Origin of the sequence: Quyinboa sediminis (assembly GCF_042219855.1) — a bacterium.
GTDB lineage: Bacteria > Bacteroidota > Bacteroidia > Bacteroidales > UBA5342 > JBHJHP01.
In genome coordinates this window covers 257,229-274,089 of record NZ_JBHJHP010000007.1, presented here as the reverse complement: position 1 = coordinate 274,089, position 16,861 = coordinate 257,229, and the positions used below count along the sequence as shown (strand labels likewise).

14 protein-coding genes and 1 tRNA gene are annotated in these 16,861 nt (G+C 43.1%); 6 read left to right on the top strand and 9 right to left on the bottom strand.

Annotated elements, in window-relative coordinates; genetic code table 11:
- Window positions 1-6: 6 nt before the first annotated feature.
- The 5 genes from ACE1EF_RS16685 to ACE1EF_RS16665 all read right to left on the bottom strand — a co-directional run bounded on the left by ACE1EF_RS16685 (window position 7) and on the right by ACE1EF_RS16665 (window position 2,772).
- On the bottom strand, window positions 7-423 hold the full coding sequence (locus ACE1EF_RS16685; RefSeq protein WP_375721831.1) for a very short patch repair endonuclease: 417 nt from the start codon (window positions 421-423) through the stop codon (window positions 7-9).
- A 129-nt stretch (window positions 424-552) separates the two neighbouring features.
- Entirely contained in the window at window positions 553-1,098 is a 546-nt protein-coding gene (locus ACE1EF_RS16680) for a hypothetical protein (RefSeq protein ID WP_375721830.1), read from the bottom strand.
- 12 nt (window positions 1,099-1,110) lie between these two features.
- Window positions 1,111-1,632: a hypothetical protein gene (locus ACE1EF_RS16675; RefSeq protein ID WP_375721829.1), complete on the bottom strand. Its 522-nt coding sequence runs from the start codon at window positions 1,630-1,632 to the stop codon at window positions 1,111-1,113.
- A gap of 42 nt (window positions 1,633-1,674) precedes the next feature.
- Window positions 1,675-2,208 (bottom strand): hypothetical protein, encoded by a 534-nt coding sequence (locus ACE1EF_RS16670; RefSeq protein ID WP_375721828.1) that lies wholly within the window; start codon window positions 2,206-2,208, stop codon window positions 1,675-1,677.
- 24 nt (window positions 2,209-2,232) lie between these two features.
- The gene (locus ACE1EF_RS16665) at window positions 2,233-2,772 is read right to left on the bottom strand and encodes a hypothetical protein (protein WP_375721827.1); all 540 of its coding nucleotides are present in this window, start codon (window positions 2,770-2,772) and stop codon (window positions 2,233-2,235) included.
- A gap of 304 nt (window positions 2,773-3,076) precedes the next feature.
- Between ACE1EF_RS16665 and ACE1EF_RS16660 the strand changes: the two genes are divergently transcribed.
- Window positions 3,077-3,286, top strand: coding sequence for a hypothetical protein (locus ACE1EF_RS16660; protein ID WP_375721826.1), 210 nt, complete (start codon window positions 3,077-3,079; stop codon window positions 3,284-3,286).
- A gap of 771 nt (window positions 3,287-4,057) precedes the next feature.
- Here the strand turns inward: ACE1EF_RS16660 and ACE1EF_RS16655 are convergent.
- The 4 genes from ACE1EF_RS16655 to ACE1EF_RS16640 form a co-directional block, all read right to left on the bottom strand.
- Window positions 4,058-4,399: a hypothetical protein gene (locus ACE1EF_RS16655; protein WP_375721825.1), complete on the bottom strand. Its 342-nt coding sequence runs from the start codon at window positions 4,397-4,399 to the stop codon at window positions 4,058-4,060.
- 239 nt (window positions 4,400-4,638) lie between these two features.
- Window positions 4,639-5,850: an FISUMP domain-containing protein gene (locus ACE1EF_RS16650; protein ID WP_375721824.1), complete on the bottom strand. Its 1,212-nt coding sequence runs from the start codon at window positions 5,848-5,850 to the stop codon at window positions 4,639-4,641.
- Between the two features lie 758 nt (window positions 5,851-6,608).
- Window positions 6,609-9,164: a T9SS type A sorting domain-containing protein gene (locus ACE1EF_RS16645; protein WP_375721823.1), complete on the bottom strand. Its 2,556-nt coding sequence runs from the start codon at window positions 9,162-9,164 to the stop codon at window positions 6,609-6,611.
- Window positions 9,165-9,910: 746 nt separating this feature from the next.
- Window positions 9,911-9,983: transfer RNA gene (locus ACE1EF_RS16640), tRNA-Thr, on the bottom strand.
- Window positions 9,984-10,330: 347 nt separating this feature from the next.
- Between ACE1EF_RS16640 and ACE1EF_RS16635 the strand changes: the two genes are divergently transcribed.
- Genes ACE1EF_RS16635 through ACE1EF_RS16615 form a run of 5 tightly spaced genes read left to right on the top strand, consistent with a single transcriptional unit; the run spans window position 10,331 to window position 16,213 of the window.
- Window positions 10,331-11,236: an HAD family hydrolase gene (locus tag ACE1EF_RS16635; protein WP_375721822.1), complete on the top strand. Its 906-nt coding sequence runs from the start codon at window positions 10,331-10,333 to the stop codon at window positions 11,234-11,236.
- A gap of 10 nt (window positions 11,237-11,246) precedes the next feature.
- Entirely contained in the window at window positions 11,247-12,458 is a 1,212-nt protein-coding gene (locus ACE1EF_RS16630) for a glycosyltransferase family protein (protein ID WP_375721821.1), read from the top strand.
- A gap of 16 nt (window positions 12,459-12,474) precedes the next feature.
- Window positions 12,475-14,151, top strand: coding sequence for a sugar phosphorylase (locus tag ACE1EF_RS16625; protein WP_375721820.1), 1,677 nt, complete (start codon window positions 12,475-12,477; stop codon window positions 14,149-14,151).
- Window positions 14,152-14,162: 11 nt separating this feature from the next.
- A complete protein-coding gene (locus ACE1EF_RS16620) occupies window positions 14,163-15,296 on the top strand; it encodes a glycerate kinase (protein WP_375721819.1) in 1,134 nt (377 codons plus the stop codon).
- Window positions 15,293-16,213, top strand: a complete 921-nt coding sequence (locus ACE1EF_RS16615; RefSeq protein WP_375721818.1) for a S66 peptidase family protein — start codon at window positions 15,293-15,295, stop codon at window positions 16,211-16,213. The genes ACE1EF_RS16620 and ACE1EF_RS16615 overlap by 4 nt, the downstream gene beginning before the upstream one ends.
- The last annotated feature ends 648 nt before the right edge of the window (window positions 16,214-16,861 follow it).

Genomic DNA, 16,861 nt, shown 5'->3' with positions numbered 1-16,861 from the left:
AAATTGTTATTTTCTCAAAAATACTAATAAATCTTCTAACGTTTTTGTACTTTTTTCTGGTTTTAATTCACATTCCCACAGGGTTTTCACATCCCATCCCATTTTCTCTAATTCTTTATTTTTAATTTCATCACGTTCAATCGTACTGTTAATTTTCTCTGTCCACCATTCAGTCCGTGTTTTAGGAACCACAAAAAACTTACACCCTTTGTGTCCGTGCCAAAAACAACCGTTGATAAAAATTACGGTTTTGTATTTGGGTAAAACAATGTCAGGTTTTCCCGGTAATTTTGAATAATTGAGTCTGTACCGAAATCCATTTTTATGTAAAAACTTCCTGACAAGAATTTCGGGTTTTGTGTTTTTACCCCGGATTCTTGACATGTTGTAACTACGGGTTGCTTTATCATGAACATCAGTCATTTAAATAAATTTTTCTGATGATGGTTATTCAAAACATCTTAAAACAGGCCAAAAACTCAGCTAATTTACAAAATTATTATACTTGTAAAACAGCAGAAATAATTTAAACGCAATTCAAACTATCCCGTCTCAAAACGCAAAGCCGCAACTTATTCCCGGCCAGATTAAAGATGATTTACCGTTAAAGCTAAAGTCGCCACTTCGGTTGGTCAGATAGAGCAGTCCGGCACGGAATACTAAACCACCATCGGTTCTCTGGTAGCGGTAGCCCAGCCGGAAGGTGAGCATGCCGCCATTGTCTTTCAGATTGGTCCGGCCAAAAATAAGCAGGTAGGTATAACCGGGTCCCAGCTCAAAATAATGGCTACGCCGGGATACCGGAATAAGAGCATTCAGCTCAAACGGAAAAGAGCTTATGCCGTATTGCTTATCCGGTAAATTTGGCGTGTAACTAAACCCAATGCGGGGTGCAATGGCAAAGGTGGTGTCTATGCGAAACATGTGATCCACATTGATGGAATAGGAATAGGCGTTTCCACCGGCTTCGAGGTAGTATGCCGAATTGGTTTCATAAATGCGGGGTTGCGCCATGGTATAGGCAGAGCCAATGATGTAAAGTAAAGCAGGTAGAAGATTGTGTTTTTTCATAAAGGTAAGTTGTGTTTTATTTCTCATGAAAACCAGGATTTAAAAGGCATAGCCAAAGCTAAGTCCGACCCAGGGCTGCAATTTGGTTCGACCGGAACTGCCGTTATAAAAGTTATATACCGCGAGCAGACCTGCCCTGAAAAGGAATCCGCCTTCCGGTTTTTGATAGCGGTAACCCGCCCTGATTATTGAAGATTTCGTTTTATCGTTGGTAATGGACTCTCCAAAGGCTCTGATGAAAGTAGTTCCGAAAGCAACTTCCAAGTAGTTGTTGTAGTTCTTAACGGGCACTAAAAAGGACAACTCAAGCGGGAACGCAAAGAAGCTGTCCTCGCCATTAAACAAATTTGATGGTGTATAGCCATATCCAACCCGCGGGACAATGGCTACTCCCGATTCCGACCTGATCCAGTGGTCCACATTAAAGGTGTAGGTCATGCCGTTTCCACCAAGTTCCATGTAAACACTGTTGTTGCATTTCGGCGGGGATGACTGGGCATTTAGAAGCAATCCCGTTGCTGAAAGTATACTGATCAGCAGATATAGTATAAGTCTTTTCATTTATTGTATTATAAATCCGTTGTTTACTCCATCCTTTCTGTTTCAGAGTGCGATCCCTAAACTTATTCCGGCCATAATGTCCCAGGTATAGTTTGGCCGTTGGTAGTCCATGTCGCCGGAATAAAAGTCCAGCATGGGAATAATGCCGGCCCGGAAGACAAACCAGCCATTTTCCGGTTGGTAGCGGTAACCGGCACGCAGGGTCATGTAGCCAATGTTGGCATCACCTTTAACATTGCTGAAGTTTGTAATGGTCAAACCTGGTCCCACTTCAAGAAAATGCCGGGTTTTATACATGTCAACCATAGCTGTCAGTTCCATCGGGAAAGAAACGATATCATAGCCCCGTCCAAGAAAATTATCTTTAACGCCCAAACCTAAACGCGGCACAATTACCAGGTCGTGATCTATCCGGAACAGCATATCCATATTAAAGCTACTGGTCAGGCCATTGCCCCACAATTCATAGTAGAATGTCATTTTACTGGCCGTTGTTTTTGTCTGCGCCTGCAAAGATGCAGCAGAAATACAAAGTCCGAAGACGAGCAGAATGAAGGTAAAATGTGTTTTCATCATCTTAAAATCAGTTATATTATTGGTTTATATGGCGACACCCAGGCTTATACCAAGCATGGTCTTCCAGGTGTGATACTTCGTATACCTGTCAGGATTGGATGAATAATAATCGTAAAGGCGCATAAAACCAGCCCGGAAGACAAGACCACCGTCGCGTTTCTGATACCTGTATCCGGCCCGAAAACTGAAATACCGGAGCTGTTCCTTATGGTCCCGTCTGATTTCATCAAGGTTCATAAACGTTATTCCCGGCCCGATTTCGAAGTAACTTTCATTATCTGCCAGGTGGATCAACCCGGTAAATTCAAGCGGGAATGTGGACGTATTCATGCCGTTGTCCCTGTAGTTGTTCAGAAAACTGAAGCCGGCACGAAAAGCCAGCAGGTTGTTATCAAAAAAGGGGAAGGAGTAGTCCATATTCACAGAATAAACCAGTGCGTTTCCTCCAAGTTCCAGGTAGAGAGCCACCGGTTTTACAATACTATCCGTCTGACTGTAGCTTATGGTGGTTCCGCCGAAAAATAATGCGGGAACGATCAGAAGAAACATCAAAAAAGCTTTCATACAGGTAAATTTTATTCAAACAACACGCTAAAGTAAGAAAAAGGCAGGTAATAGAATCCGGGGAGGTGCTATTTATACGGAATTTATATTATGTACCCGCATTCGGGAGAATACCGGTTAGCTTGTATGTGTAGCCTATCTGATTACTTCTGTCCGGACAAAATCATGGAGGTGAAAATCACCACTGGAATGCTTTTTATCAGGCTGATCGGTAGTGTGGTGACCCTGGTTAAGATACCTGAAAAAAACAAACATTTTAATTTTCTGAACGTTTAACCAATAGAGAACATAAAACATTAATAATATGGAATTTAACGAAAAAATTAAAAAAGAATTAGAAGAGAGAATCAAAAAACTGGAAGACATTATTGCAAAAAAAGGAGTAGGATCGAAGCAGCTTAAAAAGGCACGAAAAGCACAACGCAATATTAATTTAGCCATCATTGCCGGAAGTCTGATTACAATTACAGGGATAACTGCCTGGGCAATTAGTAACGGCCGGCAGGGAGATTAGCACTAAATTATGGAGCTGGTTCGTTCATGCAAAGCACTTATCGTTTTTTAAAGAATTGGTCTAACCATTGACCCACCCTGGCTCTTGACAAACCTGCAAGCTACTTATTTACTGCCCTCCCTAAACACTCTCTCCGGTCGTGCCCAGGGAGGGTGATCGGACAAGTGTTTTTTGTTGGGATGCGGGAAATACTTTGCCTGAAGGGCAAACCGCAATTTAGCCCAATGCACCGCCTTGGGATTATGAGTCATGTAAATCCAAAGCCGCGCAAAGCAGATGAAAATTGAAGAACGTTCTTGTCGGCTTTTGTAGCATGTTGAAATTAATATTACCTGACCCACCCTGGCTCCTGGCAAACCTGCAAGCTCCCTGTTTACTGCCCTCCCTAAACCCTCTCTACGGTCGTGCCCAGGGAGGGTGTTCGGACAGGTGATTTTTGTTGGGATACGGAAAATAATTTGCCTGAAAGGCAAAAAGCAATTCAGCCCAAGGCACCGCCTTGGGTTTATAAACCATGTAAATCCAAAGCCGCGCACAGCAGATGAAAATTGAAGAACGTTCTTGTCGGCTTTTTGTAGCATGTTGAAATTAATATTTCATGACCCACCCTGGCTCCTGGTAAACCTGCAAGCTCCCTGTTTACTGCCCTCCCTAAACACTCTCTACGGTCGTGCCCAGGGAGGGTGTTCGGACAAGTGGTTTTTGTTGGGATGCGGGAAATACTTTGCCTGAAGGGCAAACCGCAATTCAGCCCATGGCGCAGCCATGGGATTATAAACCATGTAAATCCAAAGCCGCGCACAGCAGTAGAAAAATTGAAGAACGTTCTTGTCGGCTTTTGTAGCGTGTTGAAATTAATATTTCATGCCCCACCCTGGCTCCTGACAAACCTGTAAGCTCCCTATTTACTGCCCTCCCTAAACCCTCTCTACGGTCGTTCCCAGGGAGGGTATTCGGACAGAGATTTTTATTAGGATACGGAAAATACTTTGCCTGAAAGGCAAAAAGCACTTTAGCCCAAGGCACCGCCTTGGGTTTATAAACCATGTAAATCCAAAAGCCGCGCACAGCAGATGAAAATTGAAGAACGTTCTTGTCGGCTTTTTGTAGCATGTTGAAATTAATATTACCTGACCCACCCTGGCTCCATTCAAACCTGCAAGCTCCCTATTTACGGCCCTCCCTAAACACTCTCTACGGTCGTGCCCAGGGAGGGTGTTCGGACAGGTGATTTTTGTTGGGATTGGGTACAGGGTTGAAAAACAACATGATTTTTAATTAAATAATGTCGTTACAAATAACAAACAAAAACCCCTCGTTGCATACAAGGGGTACCCAAATAGGAATTTGGTTTATTCTTCCGGTTCAGCATCTTTTACACACCTTACAGAAAACCCATACTCTTTTACAGAGTATCCCCGTATGAGATTGGCATCCGTTTCATTAAGTTTTCTCATGATCCCTTTGCTATTATCCTCCGGTGCTTCATCGCTTGTCCAGAAATAAGCCGAAGAAAACAAATTATAGAAATAGGTATCTCCATAGGGATAAAATGCTCCTGCAGGCAGGGCTTTAAATCCAACATTGGGAACAAGCTGTACAGGAACCAGCCATTCCTCAGGCATTTTCAGGCAATCGGCAATCAGGGTATCCTCGGTGAGGGTTTTCAGGTGTGTTGCAAGTTGTATCCACTCTTCATCAGATGGAAGATGCCAGCCATCAGGACATACATCCTGTGCAGTTTCCCAGTCGTATAGCATCCCGAACTTTTCAGCATTGGTCATGTCTGAATCGTATACCAGGCTACCGCTATCGGTCTCCATAGCCATGTTGGCAGCCATCCACACCTGGTCGCCTATTTCCACTACCGGATAATGTTTGCCGCTGTCATCTGTACAGGCATAGATGATAAAGGTATAGGTTCTGCCGGTATCTTCTTCCTTAGGTGTAACAGGCAAAACAGTTTGATAGGGGATGTTCGAATATCTGCTAAAAATATCCATAATTATGGGCCGGCCTGTCATCCATGGACCGGGAAGAGGAATGGCAGATTGAACAGATTTTGTATATAAAGAATTGTTGCCGGTTTCAGTAGTCACTAATTCAATATGTATTGATCCGGATCCCTGAACCAGGAAAGAGGTACTTGTATTTTTATTTCCATGATCGATCGTCATAACGTATTGTCCTGGAACTATGTTGTTAAGTTCAATATTTTGCTGCAGTGAACCGACGGATTGATAAATAGTCCTGCCTGCGATATCGGTTATCGTCAAACTTCGTATCTGTGCTATCGTATGGCTAATGTTCACGGTAAAATGATCACTGGCTGGATTGGGATAGATGCTGAAGCCGGTTTCCTTTACAACAGAAAAAGAGCTTGCCTTTTCTTCGATGATAAATTCGGTGGCTTCATCTGTTTTAAAGGGGTTTTCACTACCTGGAATATAGAAGATGATGGAATCAACAATGACATCCGGGTTCAAGGGTTCAATACTAAATTCAAAGGATTGTCCGAAAAAGGTCACAGGAACCAATAGCAGTAAAAGAATTAAAGTTTTCATTTGGAGAGTTTTATAATTTTTGGCACTAACAATTTACATAAAAAAATGACGTTTTTCCAATATGTTTTGTTATGAATCTGTTATATGTGCTTCATTTCATCAGATGTGCAAAACCAATTATGGGATTCAATTACGATTACCAGACCCACCCTGGCTCCTGACAAACCTGCAAGCTCCTTGATTTACTGCCCTCCCTAAACACTCTCTACGGTCGTGCCCGGGGAGGGTGTTCGGACAGGTGGTTTATGTTGGGATTCGGGAAATACTTTGCCTGAAGGGCAAACCGCAATTCAACCCATGGCGCAGCCATGGGTATATAAGTCATGTAAATCCAAAGCCGCGCACAGCAGATGAAAATTGAAGAACGTTCTTGTCGGCTTTTTGTAGCATGTTGAAATTAATAATGCATGACCCACCCTGGCTCCTGGCAAACCTGTAAGCTCCCTATTTACTGCCCTCCCTAAACCCTCTCTGCGGTCGTGTCCAGGGAGGGTGTTCGGACAGAGATTTTTATTAGGATGCGGAAAATACTTTGCCTGAAAGGCAAAAAGCACTTTAGCCCAAGGCACCGCCTTGGGTATGTAAATCATGTAAATCCATTCCAGATTGTGAAGGTGGAATTCGTACCGTCTTTTTATCATTCGTTTTTCACTATACCATTGGGATCATGCAGATGTTTATTACTAATAATGCATCATCCTTAATAAAACCCCTTCAGAAGTTCAAATTCTGAAGGGGCCTGGTTCGTAAAAACTCTCTTATTTTTTAATGAATGGAAGCATGCTGTTGCCACCATCTTTTGTTGTAATATTCAGCATATAATAGCCCGGTGATAAGGCGTGAATATCCAGGGACTGATTATTGATTCCAGCTTCTTCAATAACTGTTCGGCCACTGAGCGTACTGACGGTTAAATACGTCACTTCTTTTTGTGAAGAAACATGCAAAAAGTCGCCGGCAGGATTCGGGTAAATCTGTAGTCTGTTATTATCTGCCATTTGTGTTTTTGTGGCTTTCAAACCATCATGCCTTAATGAATACCGGCTGAATCCATAAACATTAAAGGTAAATGCTCCGTTTTCTATGCTGGCTGAACCATCGGTGTAGCTGTATGAATATTGGTCAGGTGCGACGCCAAAATTTGTTTGCATGATCTCAATTTCAGATGCCGGGATACCATCCGGGATATTTTCCAACGTTATGGTTGCCGGTGTGTTGCTGAGGAATGGCAGCCAGGCCGGACTTATCTCAGCATAGTATCCTGTTTCAGGCGATGCCATAATGTGCATACCATCTTTTAAATGATTCAATTCATCTCTGTGATCAATAAAATTCAGACCGGGATTGAACAGGATATGCCCCTGACCTTCTTTTACAAAAGCTATCGGCACATCATTTTCCGGATCAGAAGAAAAACCAAAAAGATTGGCAAGCTTACTAAGCTCCGGTTGAGTGGTTATGCCTGCATCATCTGGTATGGCAATCCCTGCAAAAGCCTGTCCGTAGCTGCTGAGATCAGGATTATAGCGGTAGGTATCAATGACAGGATATGTTCCGATATTGTATTCCACCCCAATATTTACTTTGGCATTAAACCCGATGATTCCTGGTTTATCGATCACGCCAACAATTCCAGTGACATTTACGGTATTATTGGTCACAGTAGATACCTGCATCGTGCCTTCGCGAAATATCGTGTAAGTTTCGGGGTTAGCTGAACCGTCAGGATACAGATATTGTGTCACGTTAACCTGTAAACCGTTAGGAATAGGATAGGAATCCGGTAATTTAATCTCCACGGATAAGGTGTCACCATCAAAATAAACTTTATCCTCGTCATTATCGGTAATATTCAGTACGGGTTTTTCCGGATCCGGAACAAAGGGAGTGAGCTGGACGCTTATTGAGTCTCCATCTGCCGGAATGGTAAAACTGCCGGTAGAAGTATTATAACCCTGGGCAGCAACTTTATAAGTGAATTCACCGTCAGGAAGTGAAATATCTGCCATGCCGTTCCCGTCCAGTTGAATGTAATAATCAAATCCACTGATACTAACCTGGGCATAATTCACCGGATCGCCGGTTTCGCTGTTTCTTACAATGATGGATGTAGGCGTAACATCTACGAATTTCAGATTGTCGATATAAAGTACTGAACCATCTTTATTTCCTGCCATAAAATGGATCCTCATATGGTCTGGTTGAAAATTATCTGCGTAATCGTAATCCAGTGTCCGGAACACCTCAACCCAGCCCTCTGTTGTTTTTGTAAACGGGTATCCGGTTCCGCCAAAATATTCGGAGTAAACACCATCAATTGTCCCACTGAAATTCAGGTTCATGCCACCCATATCACCATCTGCAGGAACATATTTATAGGAGAACATTAAAGCCTTGGGTTTATCCGTAAAAACAATGCCTGTATCAGGTGAACCGAGATTTAACCAGGCTTCACTATATCCCCAGGCATTCATAACCTCCAGTCTTGCTGAATAGGTTCCCTCTGCAGCATCTTCGGATCGTGTCACAGGCGTAACGTCAGCGTTAAGAAAGTTACTGTTATTACTCTGCCAGCTGTCCGGATCGGTCAGAACAGCCTCGTACCAGTTCTCAAAGCTATGATTTCCGGGATAAATTTTATCACTATTTTCTCCATTGGTAAAATAAACATTGTCTATAGACATCCAGCTTCCTTCTGTAGCGGTAAATGCCTCCGGATCATAAGAATCATCTACGAGTTCAGGTGGAATATCTTTGGGATAACTGCTGACAAATGCCAGGAACATTTTTTCCGGCTGAACCGGTGTTCCTGCACCTTTATACACAATGGGCATGTCTATGTCTGTCCATTCTGCGGAACTACCTGTCACCAGATAAAATAAGGTTGCGGTTAGTGTATCAGCATTGAATAAATCGCATAAAATAATTCCCGCATCACCGTCATGAATCGTGTATTTTATGGATGCATGTACATTTGTAAACGTCTGTGTCCATGAAATACCATTTACACCTTCATCAGCCGGCTCACCTAAAGCAGCAAGACCTTGCGATAATTCTCCGTTTTCCATTACGGTTAAAAGTCTAATGGATTGCGTTCCATCTGTTGCATCATCTGTTACTCTTTCAGCGGACATAGCAGAACCATCTGTCTCTGCAGAACTCAACCATACCTCTGGAGCTGAGAATAAGGTATTGGTGCTCCAGTTTTCAAAACCTCCGTTAGGTATTATGGTCTGAGCCTGGCCAGAACCGGTGGCAAACAAGGTTATAAGAAGAGACAGAAGGATGATTTTTTGCGTAAAATTTGTTTTCATGGCATCCAGTTAAATTAATACTATATGAAGTTTTTTGTTATGCATAAGAACGTATCAACAAGTAAGGCAGGCAAGGAGGTAAAATGCTACAACAATAGTAGTATACTCAAATTTCGGTTAAAAAGTTGAAATTGCAAAATTGCAGAAGTAGCAGAGAGGGCTGTCTTGAAAAGAACGGGCTGGAACTGAGGTCTGGGGTGAGTCAGAAAATTACTGACCCTCCCTGGTTTACTTCAAACCTGCAAGTTCAAACACTCTCTTCGGTCGTGCCCAGGGAGGGTGTTCGGACAAGGTGATTTTTGTTGGGATACGGAAAATACTTTGCCTGAAGGGCAAACCGCAATTCAACCCATGGCGCAGCCATGGGTATATAAGTCATGTAAATCCAAAGCCGCGCACAGCAGATGAAAATTGAAGAACGTTCTTGTCGGCTTTTTGTAGCATGTTGAAATAAATAATTCATGACCCACCCTGGCTCCTGGCAAACCTGTAAGCTCCCTATTTACGGCCCTCCCTAAACCCTCTCTACGGTCGTGCCCGGGGAGGGTGTTCGGACAGGTACATGTGATTGGGAGATGTTCGGATTAAAGCGTATGAATCTGGCAATCAGAAAAGAATTGAAAAGCTATAATCGGGTCCGCTTGTACAAACCGTCCCTCTTTGTCACGGAATAAAGTGCAGTGATAGAGAGGGCTGTCTTGAAAAGAACGGGCTGGAACTGAGGACTGGGGTGAGTCTTAAAAAAGAGCCACCCATGGGAATCGAACCCACGACCTACGCGTTACGAATGCGTTGCTCTACCGACTGAGCTAAGGTGGCAATGCTGCAGAGTGGACACTGCATTTTAATTCATCAAAAATATAAAAAATTCCTTTCTGCCAACATCGCAAAGCATATCCCTTTATATTTTTCTGTAGTAGTGGGGCCAGATGCTAATGCACGGAGTGGCCATTCCTGTTCTGAAAATAATTCAGGATTTAAACAAAAAAGAAGGATGTGATAAGGATTGCTAACTAAATAAATGATAACTTATGTAAATATTAACACAAATGAAGTAAAACATCAATATATCTGTCATAATGAAAAGATAGTTTTGAGAATTGGAGAACATTTGTTATTTTTAACTTGTTTCTTAAAAGAAGAACAGAATTTGTAAAATTTTAAGCATGACTGAACCGTATTTGGGAAAGATTCAATCCTGGCTGGAACGTATTGAACCACTTGATATACGTCCCACCGGTGCTATAGCAACTTACATTAAGGAAACCGGAATAAAGGCTGTTGTTTTTGATATTTACGGCACACTGATCATGTCTGCATCGGGCGACGTTATGCAGGCTGAATATTCAGCAGATATGTATAAGGATGCCTGTATCGCAGCAGGTATTGAGATCACTACCGATGATGATGAGGCTTTGATCTATATGCACGACATTTACGAGCTGATGGTTAAAGTGCATAAAGAAAGAAGCCGTAAAAAGGGGATCCCGTTTCCGGAAGTGGATATCGAAAAAGTCTGGACTGATGTGCTGGCAGATGCTGATCAGCTTGGTCTGATACATCTGAATGATGCATTCGATTTACGTGCCTTTATTTTTGTGTTTGAACTGAGAAGCAATAAGGTGTGGCCAATGCCGGGATTAAAGGAAGCACTTGAAGGCATCCGGAACAAGGGGTATAAGATGGGTATTGTATCCAATGCACAGTTTTATACACCCGTCATCATGAATTATTTTTTGTATAACAGAATTGACGGCAGGCCTTTTCTGGATCAGTTTGAGGAAAAACTGTCGGTGTTTTCATATAAACTGTTGAAGGGCAAACCGGATACTGCCATTTATAAAGCTTTGTTTCCTGGAATGGAGGAACTTGGGATTCTGCCACATGAAGTATTATATGTGGGAAACGATATGCTGAAGGACATCTGGCCTGCCAATGAGGTTGGGTTTAAAACCGTATTTTATGCCGGAGATGAGCGGGCGTATCGCTTGCGGGAGGATCATCCGCAGGCCTCAATGACCAGACCCGATCACATTATAACCGCGCTAACGCAATTACTTGAAATAATTTAATATAAATATTATGGGCGATTTTTATCAGGATGGTTATGTTACAACCCTGCATAATTTCAGAAAAACTCCGGTTGAGGAACTTGAGACCCGGTTGGCGAAATTTGCAAAACGCCGTCCTATGGGCCTGATTATTCCGGCTCTGTACTCAGAACTGGAAAAACCGGCTTTGGCTAAGATTGTGGAGACACTGAAAGATATTCCGTATATCTCGGAAATTGTAATTGGTTTGGATGCTGCAGATAAAAAGCAGTTTGAACATGCGAAAGAATACTTCAGTGTGCTGCCACAGCATCATCGTATCCTGTGGAATCACGGCCCCAGATTACAGGAACTGCGCAAAATGCTCATCAGTAAAAAAATCCATTATGGAGATGCCGGTAAGGGACAGAATGTATGGTTTTGTTTTGGTTATATGATTGCTTCCGGAAAATCCGAAGCCGTAGCACTGCACGATGCCGACATTATTACCTACAGCCGTGATATGGTGGCCCGTTTGTATTATCCGGTTGCTGACCCAACATTCAACTATAAATTCTGTAAGGGATATTATTTCAGAGCCGATGACGAAAAACTGAACGGCAGGGCAACCCGTTTGCTCGTTACACCGCTGATCCGGACACTGAAGAAATTTTTTCCGGACGATGAGTATCTGGAATTTATGGATAGTTTTCGTTACATTCTTTCAGGTGAATTCTCCATGCGTGCAGACGTGATGAAAACGGTTCGTATTCCGTTCGACTGGGGACTGGAAGTTGGTATTTTATCAGAGGTTCAGCGAAATAACTCGTTTAACAGGATCTGCCAGGTTGAGATTGCAGACTCATATGATCATAAACATCAGCCTGTTTCCCAGGAGAATCCGAATGGCGGCTTATCAAAAATGAGTTTCGATATTGCCCGTAACCTGTTCGTGAAAATGGCCATTAACGGACGTATTTTTAATAAAGGGACATTTCGATCAATTAAGGCCACATATACGCGAATTGCACTCGATTTCGTGGAACGCTACACGGCTGACGCGGTGATCAATGGCTTATCAATAGACCGCGATGCAGAAGAACAAACCGTGGATCTGTTTGCACAGAATATATACCGAGCAGGAATAGAGTTTCTCGATTATCCGGATCTGGTGCCGTATATCCCTTCATGGAAAAGGGTGATCAGCGCAATACCTGAGTTTTCAGATATGTTTTACGATGCGGTAGAGGAAGATAACGCTTAAGGAACAATTTATGTTGATGGAGGAGATGAAAGCACATCTGTACACGGTGTACGGATCGCGTGTGGATGACAATTATTTTAAGCTTTTTGAGGAATTACTTGATCAGAACAGGACAGAGAAGGAGAGGAATACCTTGTGGGACGAAAAGGATATCTTTCTGATTACCTACGGCGATACCCTGATCAGGGAAGAGGAAATGCCGCTCAGAACACTTTACAGTTTTCTCATACATCATTTCCGGGAGATCTTTTCTACCATACATATATTGCCGTTTTTCCCTTACAGCAGCGATGACGGGTTTGCGGTCAAAGACTTTTACCGGGTTAATCCTGAACTCGGCGATTGGGAGGACATCAGGAAAATAAGCCATGATTTCAGACTTATGGCCGATCTGGTGGTCAATCACGCCAGTAGCCAGAACGACTGGTTCAGGCAGTTTTTGATGGGGGAGGCACCGGGAAAAGAGTATTTTTTTGTACCGGAGGAGGATTTTAATACCCGGCTTGTGGTCAGGCCCAGAAGCACTCCACTTGTTACAAACTACCAGTCTGTTAGCGGCGTTAAAAAGGCATGGACCACCTTCAGTGCCGATCAGGTGGATCTCAATTACAATAATCCGATGTTATTGCTCGAGGTGGTTAAGATTGTACTATGGTATATTCATAATGGTGCCAGGGTGATCCGCCTCGATGCCATTGCCTTTATCTGGAAATCGAGCGGTACGCCGTGTGTACATCTTCTGGAAACACATGAGATCATAAAACTGCTACGTCTGGTTATAGATTATTGTGCACCGGATGTGATCCTGATTACGGAAACCAATGTACCACATCTGGAGAACATCAGCTATTTCGGACGTGGGGATGAAGCACATATGGTCTACCAGTTTCCCTTGCCACCACTGTTGCTGTTTACCATGAATATGGGCAATGCCGGTGCGTTGACAAGATGGGCGGCTTCACTTGATGATCCGGGTGAGAAGCGAACATGGTTCAATTTTACGGCATCTCACGATGGCATTGGGGTTCGGCCACTGGAAGGTCTGGTGAGTCGTGCAGAAATTAACGGACTGGTTGACAACATGATCAATTTCGGTGCATTGATCTCTAACCGAAGAAGATCGGACGGGACAGAAGAACCGTACGAAATCAACATCACCTATTTTGATGCCATGAAGGGCACAGGCAATAAACCGGATAATTTCCAGGTGGACCGGTTCCTGTGTTCACAACTGATTATGATGAGCCTTAAAGGTGTGCCGGCTTTTTATATCCATTCCATGTTCGGAACGCCAAATGATTACAATGCAGCAGCAATGCAGATTAAAAACCGGGCCATCAACCGCAGAAAATACTGGTTGTTCGAAATAGAATCCATCATATCAGGCAGATCGTATCAGGCAGGCGTATTCGGGTCATTGCAGCATTTTATAAAACTGCGCAAGGCGCAATCAGCCTTTCATCCTGATGCAGCCCAGGAAATACTGGATATAGGCATGTCTTTTTTCGCCTTTATCAGATCAAACCATGAAACAGGTCAGACCATTCTCTGCATCTCAAATATCAGTTCCGTGGAACGAAGGATTGTTGCAGTAAAAGATATTCAACATTTTAAGTACGATCTGTTGACACGACAAGCCATTGGTTCACAGGAGATTGTCTTAAAACCATACCAGACAGTCTGGCTGGTATAAAATAACAGTGTATGAACATCGTAATTGCCATTGATTCATTTAAGGATTGTTTGTCTTCCGCCGGTGTGGCGGAACATGTTGCTGCGGGGATCCGTAAGGTTTATCCTGATGCTCTTATCCATGAAATCCCGATTGCCGATGGCGGTGAGGGAACATTGGATGCCATGTGTCTGGCCCTGCATGCAGAAAAAATCCCGGTTGAAGTCCACGACCCGTTAATGCGCCCGGTTTCAGCGGCATTTGGCTGGCATGAAGCGCGCAAACTGGCAATCGTTGAAATGGCAATGGCTTCGGGTATTGAACGGTTGACCACAAATGAACGGAATCCGTTACTAACCTCAACATTTGGTACCGGTGAGTTAATAAAAGCCGCATTGGATAAAGGTTGCAGGGAAATGATTCTGGGCATTGGCGGTAGTGCCACAAACGATGCAGGCACCGGTATGGCTAAAGCACTCGGTGCTAAACTTCTCAACTCCTCAGGCAGGGAACTTTTAGGTGGTGGAGGAGACCTTGTTAACCTGAACAGAATGGATCTTTCCGGTTTGGATCAACGCCTGAAAAATGTGGTGATTCGTGTGGCATGTGATGTCAGCAATACTCTGACCGGTCAGGGAGGTGCTTCGGCAGTTTTCGGACCGCAAAAGGGCGCCACACCTGAGATGGTACAGCAACTGGATGCAAACCTGACACATTTTGCCGGGATCGTAAAAAAAGATACGGGAACAGATTTACTGAACCTAAAAGGTGGTGGAGCTGCCGGTGGGCTTGGTGCAGGCTTATACTTTTTTGCAGGTGCTGAGTTGGTTCCCGGTTTTGAGTTGATCAGTGAAACAGTGAAACTGGAAGATAAAATTGCGCTTGCTGATTTTGTGATCACAGGTGAAGGGAAGATTGATGGTCAGACTATACATGGAAAAACTCCTTATGGGGTAAGCCTTCTGGCTCAAAAATATCATAAGCCTGTTATCGCTGTCGCAGGTCAGCTGGGTGATGGTTACAGAGATTTGTTTTCGTTTGGATTTGGTGGTATCTTTACAATTAGCGACGGTCGGGGAAGTGTGGAGGATTCAATTAGACGGGCTCCGGAACTCCTCGAAAGTCTGGGAGAACGCATATTCAGACTTATAAAAACAATACAATGATTATCCCTGATAAACTGAAAAAAGGTGATGCCGTAGCATTGGTATCACCTGCCGGACAAATTGAAAAAGAGATCCTGGAATTGGCAGAATCGTTTTTAACCGAATGGGGACTGGAAGTCAGAACAGGTCAGCATGCCGCTGGAGCGTATCATATATTCTCGGGTTCAATAAATGAACGCCTGTCTGATCTTCAGACTGCAATGGATGATCCTGAGATAAAGGCTGTATTTTGTTCCCGGGGAGGCTATGGCTCAGTGCAGTATATCGACAGGATATCTATTTCTGAAATCAGCGATTTCCCGAAATGGCTTATCGGTTTCAGTGATATTTCTGTGTTACACAGTCTGCTGAACCGGAGTGGAATTGCGAGCATCCACGGCCCGATGCCTAAAAATTTTGAAAACCTGATAAAATATAAAACGGACCGATCGCTGGATTACCTGAAACAGTTTCTTTTTGAAGGCAGCATTGAATATTCCTGGGAAGGTGAAGCCTCGCAGACTGAATTCACAGTGAGTGGTGAACTGGTTGGTGGAAACTTGTCGGTTATGGCTGGTTTAAGGGGTACAATGTATGAACCTTTTTATGACGGTAAAATCCTTTTTCTGGAGGACCTGAACGAGAACCTGTATCATGCCGACCGCTTACTGCAGAATCTCCGGCTGGGCGGTGTTTTTAACCGGATCAGTGCATTGCTGGTCGGGGCCTTTACCGATATGAAAGACAGCAAACCTTCGTTTGGGAAGGATGTGCGTTCGATTATACTGGAGGTTACAAAGGATTCCGATATTCCGGTTGTATTCGGGTTTCCTGCAGGTCATCAGATTCCCAACTATCCTTTGCCGTTTGGCGTGAGGATGCTTTTAATACGGGATAACGGAATAAATAACCTGCATAACATTCTCGGTATAAGTTGACTCATCAAAGCAAGTTCACAGTTACAAAAATAACAACCCTTCGGGTTTTGTTATTTGGTCATAAATCGTCTGTAAGTTGAACATAATCCCGAAGGGATGCCATTATTGTAAAAGAATAAATTAGCCGTAAATCATAAACCCGGAACGGGTGGCACTGTTATAATAAAAAAAATGATCAAAATATTCAGATACTGAGACATTAATACTGTCATCCTTTCAGGATTTTCTTTCATCAAAGCAAGTTCACAGTTACAAAAATAACAACCCTTCGGGTTTTGTTGTATAGTTATAGCCGGTCTGTAAATTTGGATTAATCCCGAAGGGATGCCATTATTGTAAAAGAATAGATAGGACGAAAAGCATAAACCCGGAACGGATGGCACTGTTATAATAAAATAAATGATCAAAATAATCAGATCCTGAGATATTAATACTGTCATCCTTTCAGGATTTTCTTTCATCAAAGAAAGTACACAGTTACAAAAATAACAACCCTTCGGGTTTGGTTGTGTAGTTATAGCCGGTCTGTAAATTTGGTTTAATCCCGAAGGGATGTCAATATTGTAAAAAAACCGTTAATATATGGTACTGTAAACCCGGAACGGGTGGTATTATTCTAACCAATCAAACAAATAGGATTCATTATAT

What these genes read in the sequence shown, in the direction of transcription:
- ACE1EF_RS16685 (WP_375721831.1), bottom strand. Translation starts at nt 423, where the DNA reads ATGACTGATGTTCATGATAAAGCAACCCGTAGTTACAACATGTCAAGA.
- ACE1EF_RS16680 (WP_375721830.1), bottom strand. Translation starts at nt 1,098, where the DNA reads ATGAGAAATAAAACACAACTTACCTTTATGAAAAAACACAATCTTCTA.
- ACE1EF_RS16675 (WP_375721829.1), bottom strand. Translation starts at nt 1,632, where the DNA reads ATGAAAAGACTTATACTATATCTGCTGATCAGTATACTTTCAGCAACG.
- ACE1EF_RS16670 (WP_375721828.1), bottom strand. Translation starts at nt 2,208, where the DNA reads ATGATGAAAACACATTTTACCTTCATTCTGCTCGTCTTCGGACTTTGT.
- ACE1EF_RS16665 (WP_375721827.1), bottom strand. Translation starts at nt 2,772, where the DNA reads ATGAAAGCTTTTTTGATGTTTCTTCTGATCGTTCCCGCATTATTTTTC.
- ACE1EF_RS16660 (WP_375721826.1), top strand. Translation starts at nt 3,077, where the DNA reads ATGGAATTTAACGAAAAAATTAAAAAAGAATTAGAAGAGAGAATCAAA.
- ACE1EF_RS16655 (WP_375721825.1), bottom strand. Translation starts at nt 4,399, where the DNA reads ATGCTACAAAAAGCCGACAAGAACGTTCTTCAATTTTCATCTGCTGTG.
- ACE1EF_RS16650 (WP_375721824.1), bottom strand. Translation starts at nt 5,850, where the DNA reads ATGAAAACTTTAATTCTTTTACTGCTATTGGTTCCTGTGACCTTTTTC.
- ACE1EF_RS16645 (WP_375721823.1), bottom strand. Translation starts at nt 9,164, where the DNA reads ATGAAAACAAATTTTACGCAAAAAATCATCCTTCTGTCTCTTCTTATA.
- ACE1EF_RS16635 (WP_375721822.1), top strand. Translation starts at nt 10,331, where the DNA reads ATGACTGAACCGTATTTGGGAAAGATTCAATCCTGGCTGGAACGTATT.
- ACE1EF_RS16630 (WP_375721821.1), top strand. Translation starts at nt 11,247, where the DNA reads ATGGGCGATTTTTATCAGGATGGTTATGTTACAACCCTGCATAATTTC.
- ACE1EF_RS16625 (WP_375721820.1), top strand. Translation starts at nt 12,475, where the DNA reads ATGGAGGAGATGAAAGCACATCTGTACACGGTGTACGGATCGCGTGTG.
- ACE1EF_RS16620 (WP_375721819.1), top strand. Translation starts at nt 14,163, where the DNA reads ATGAACATCGTAATTGCCATTGATTCATTTAAGGATTGTTTGTCTTCC.
- ACE1EF_RS16615 (WP_375721818.1), top strand. Translation starts at nt 15,293, where the DNA reads ATGATTATCCCTGATAAACTGAAAAAAGGTGATGCCGTAGCATTGGTA.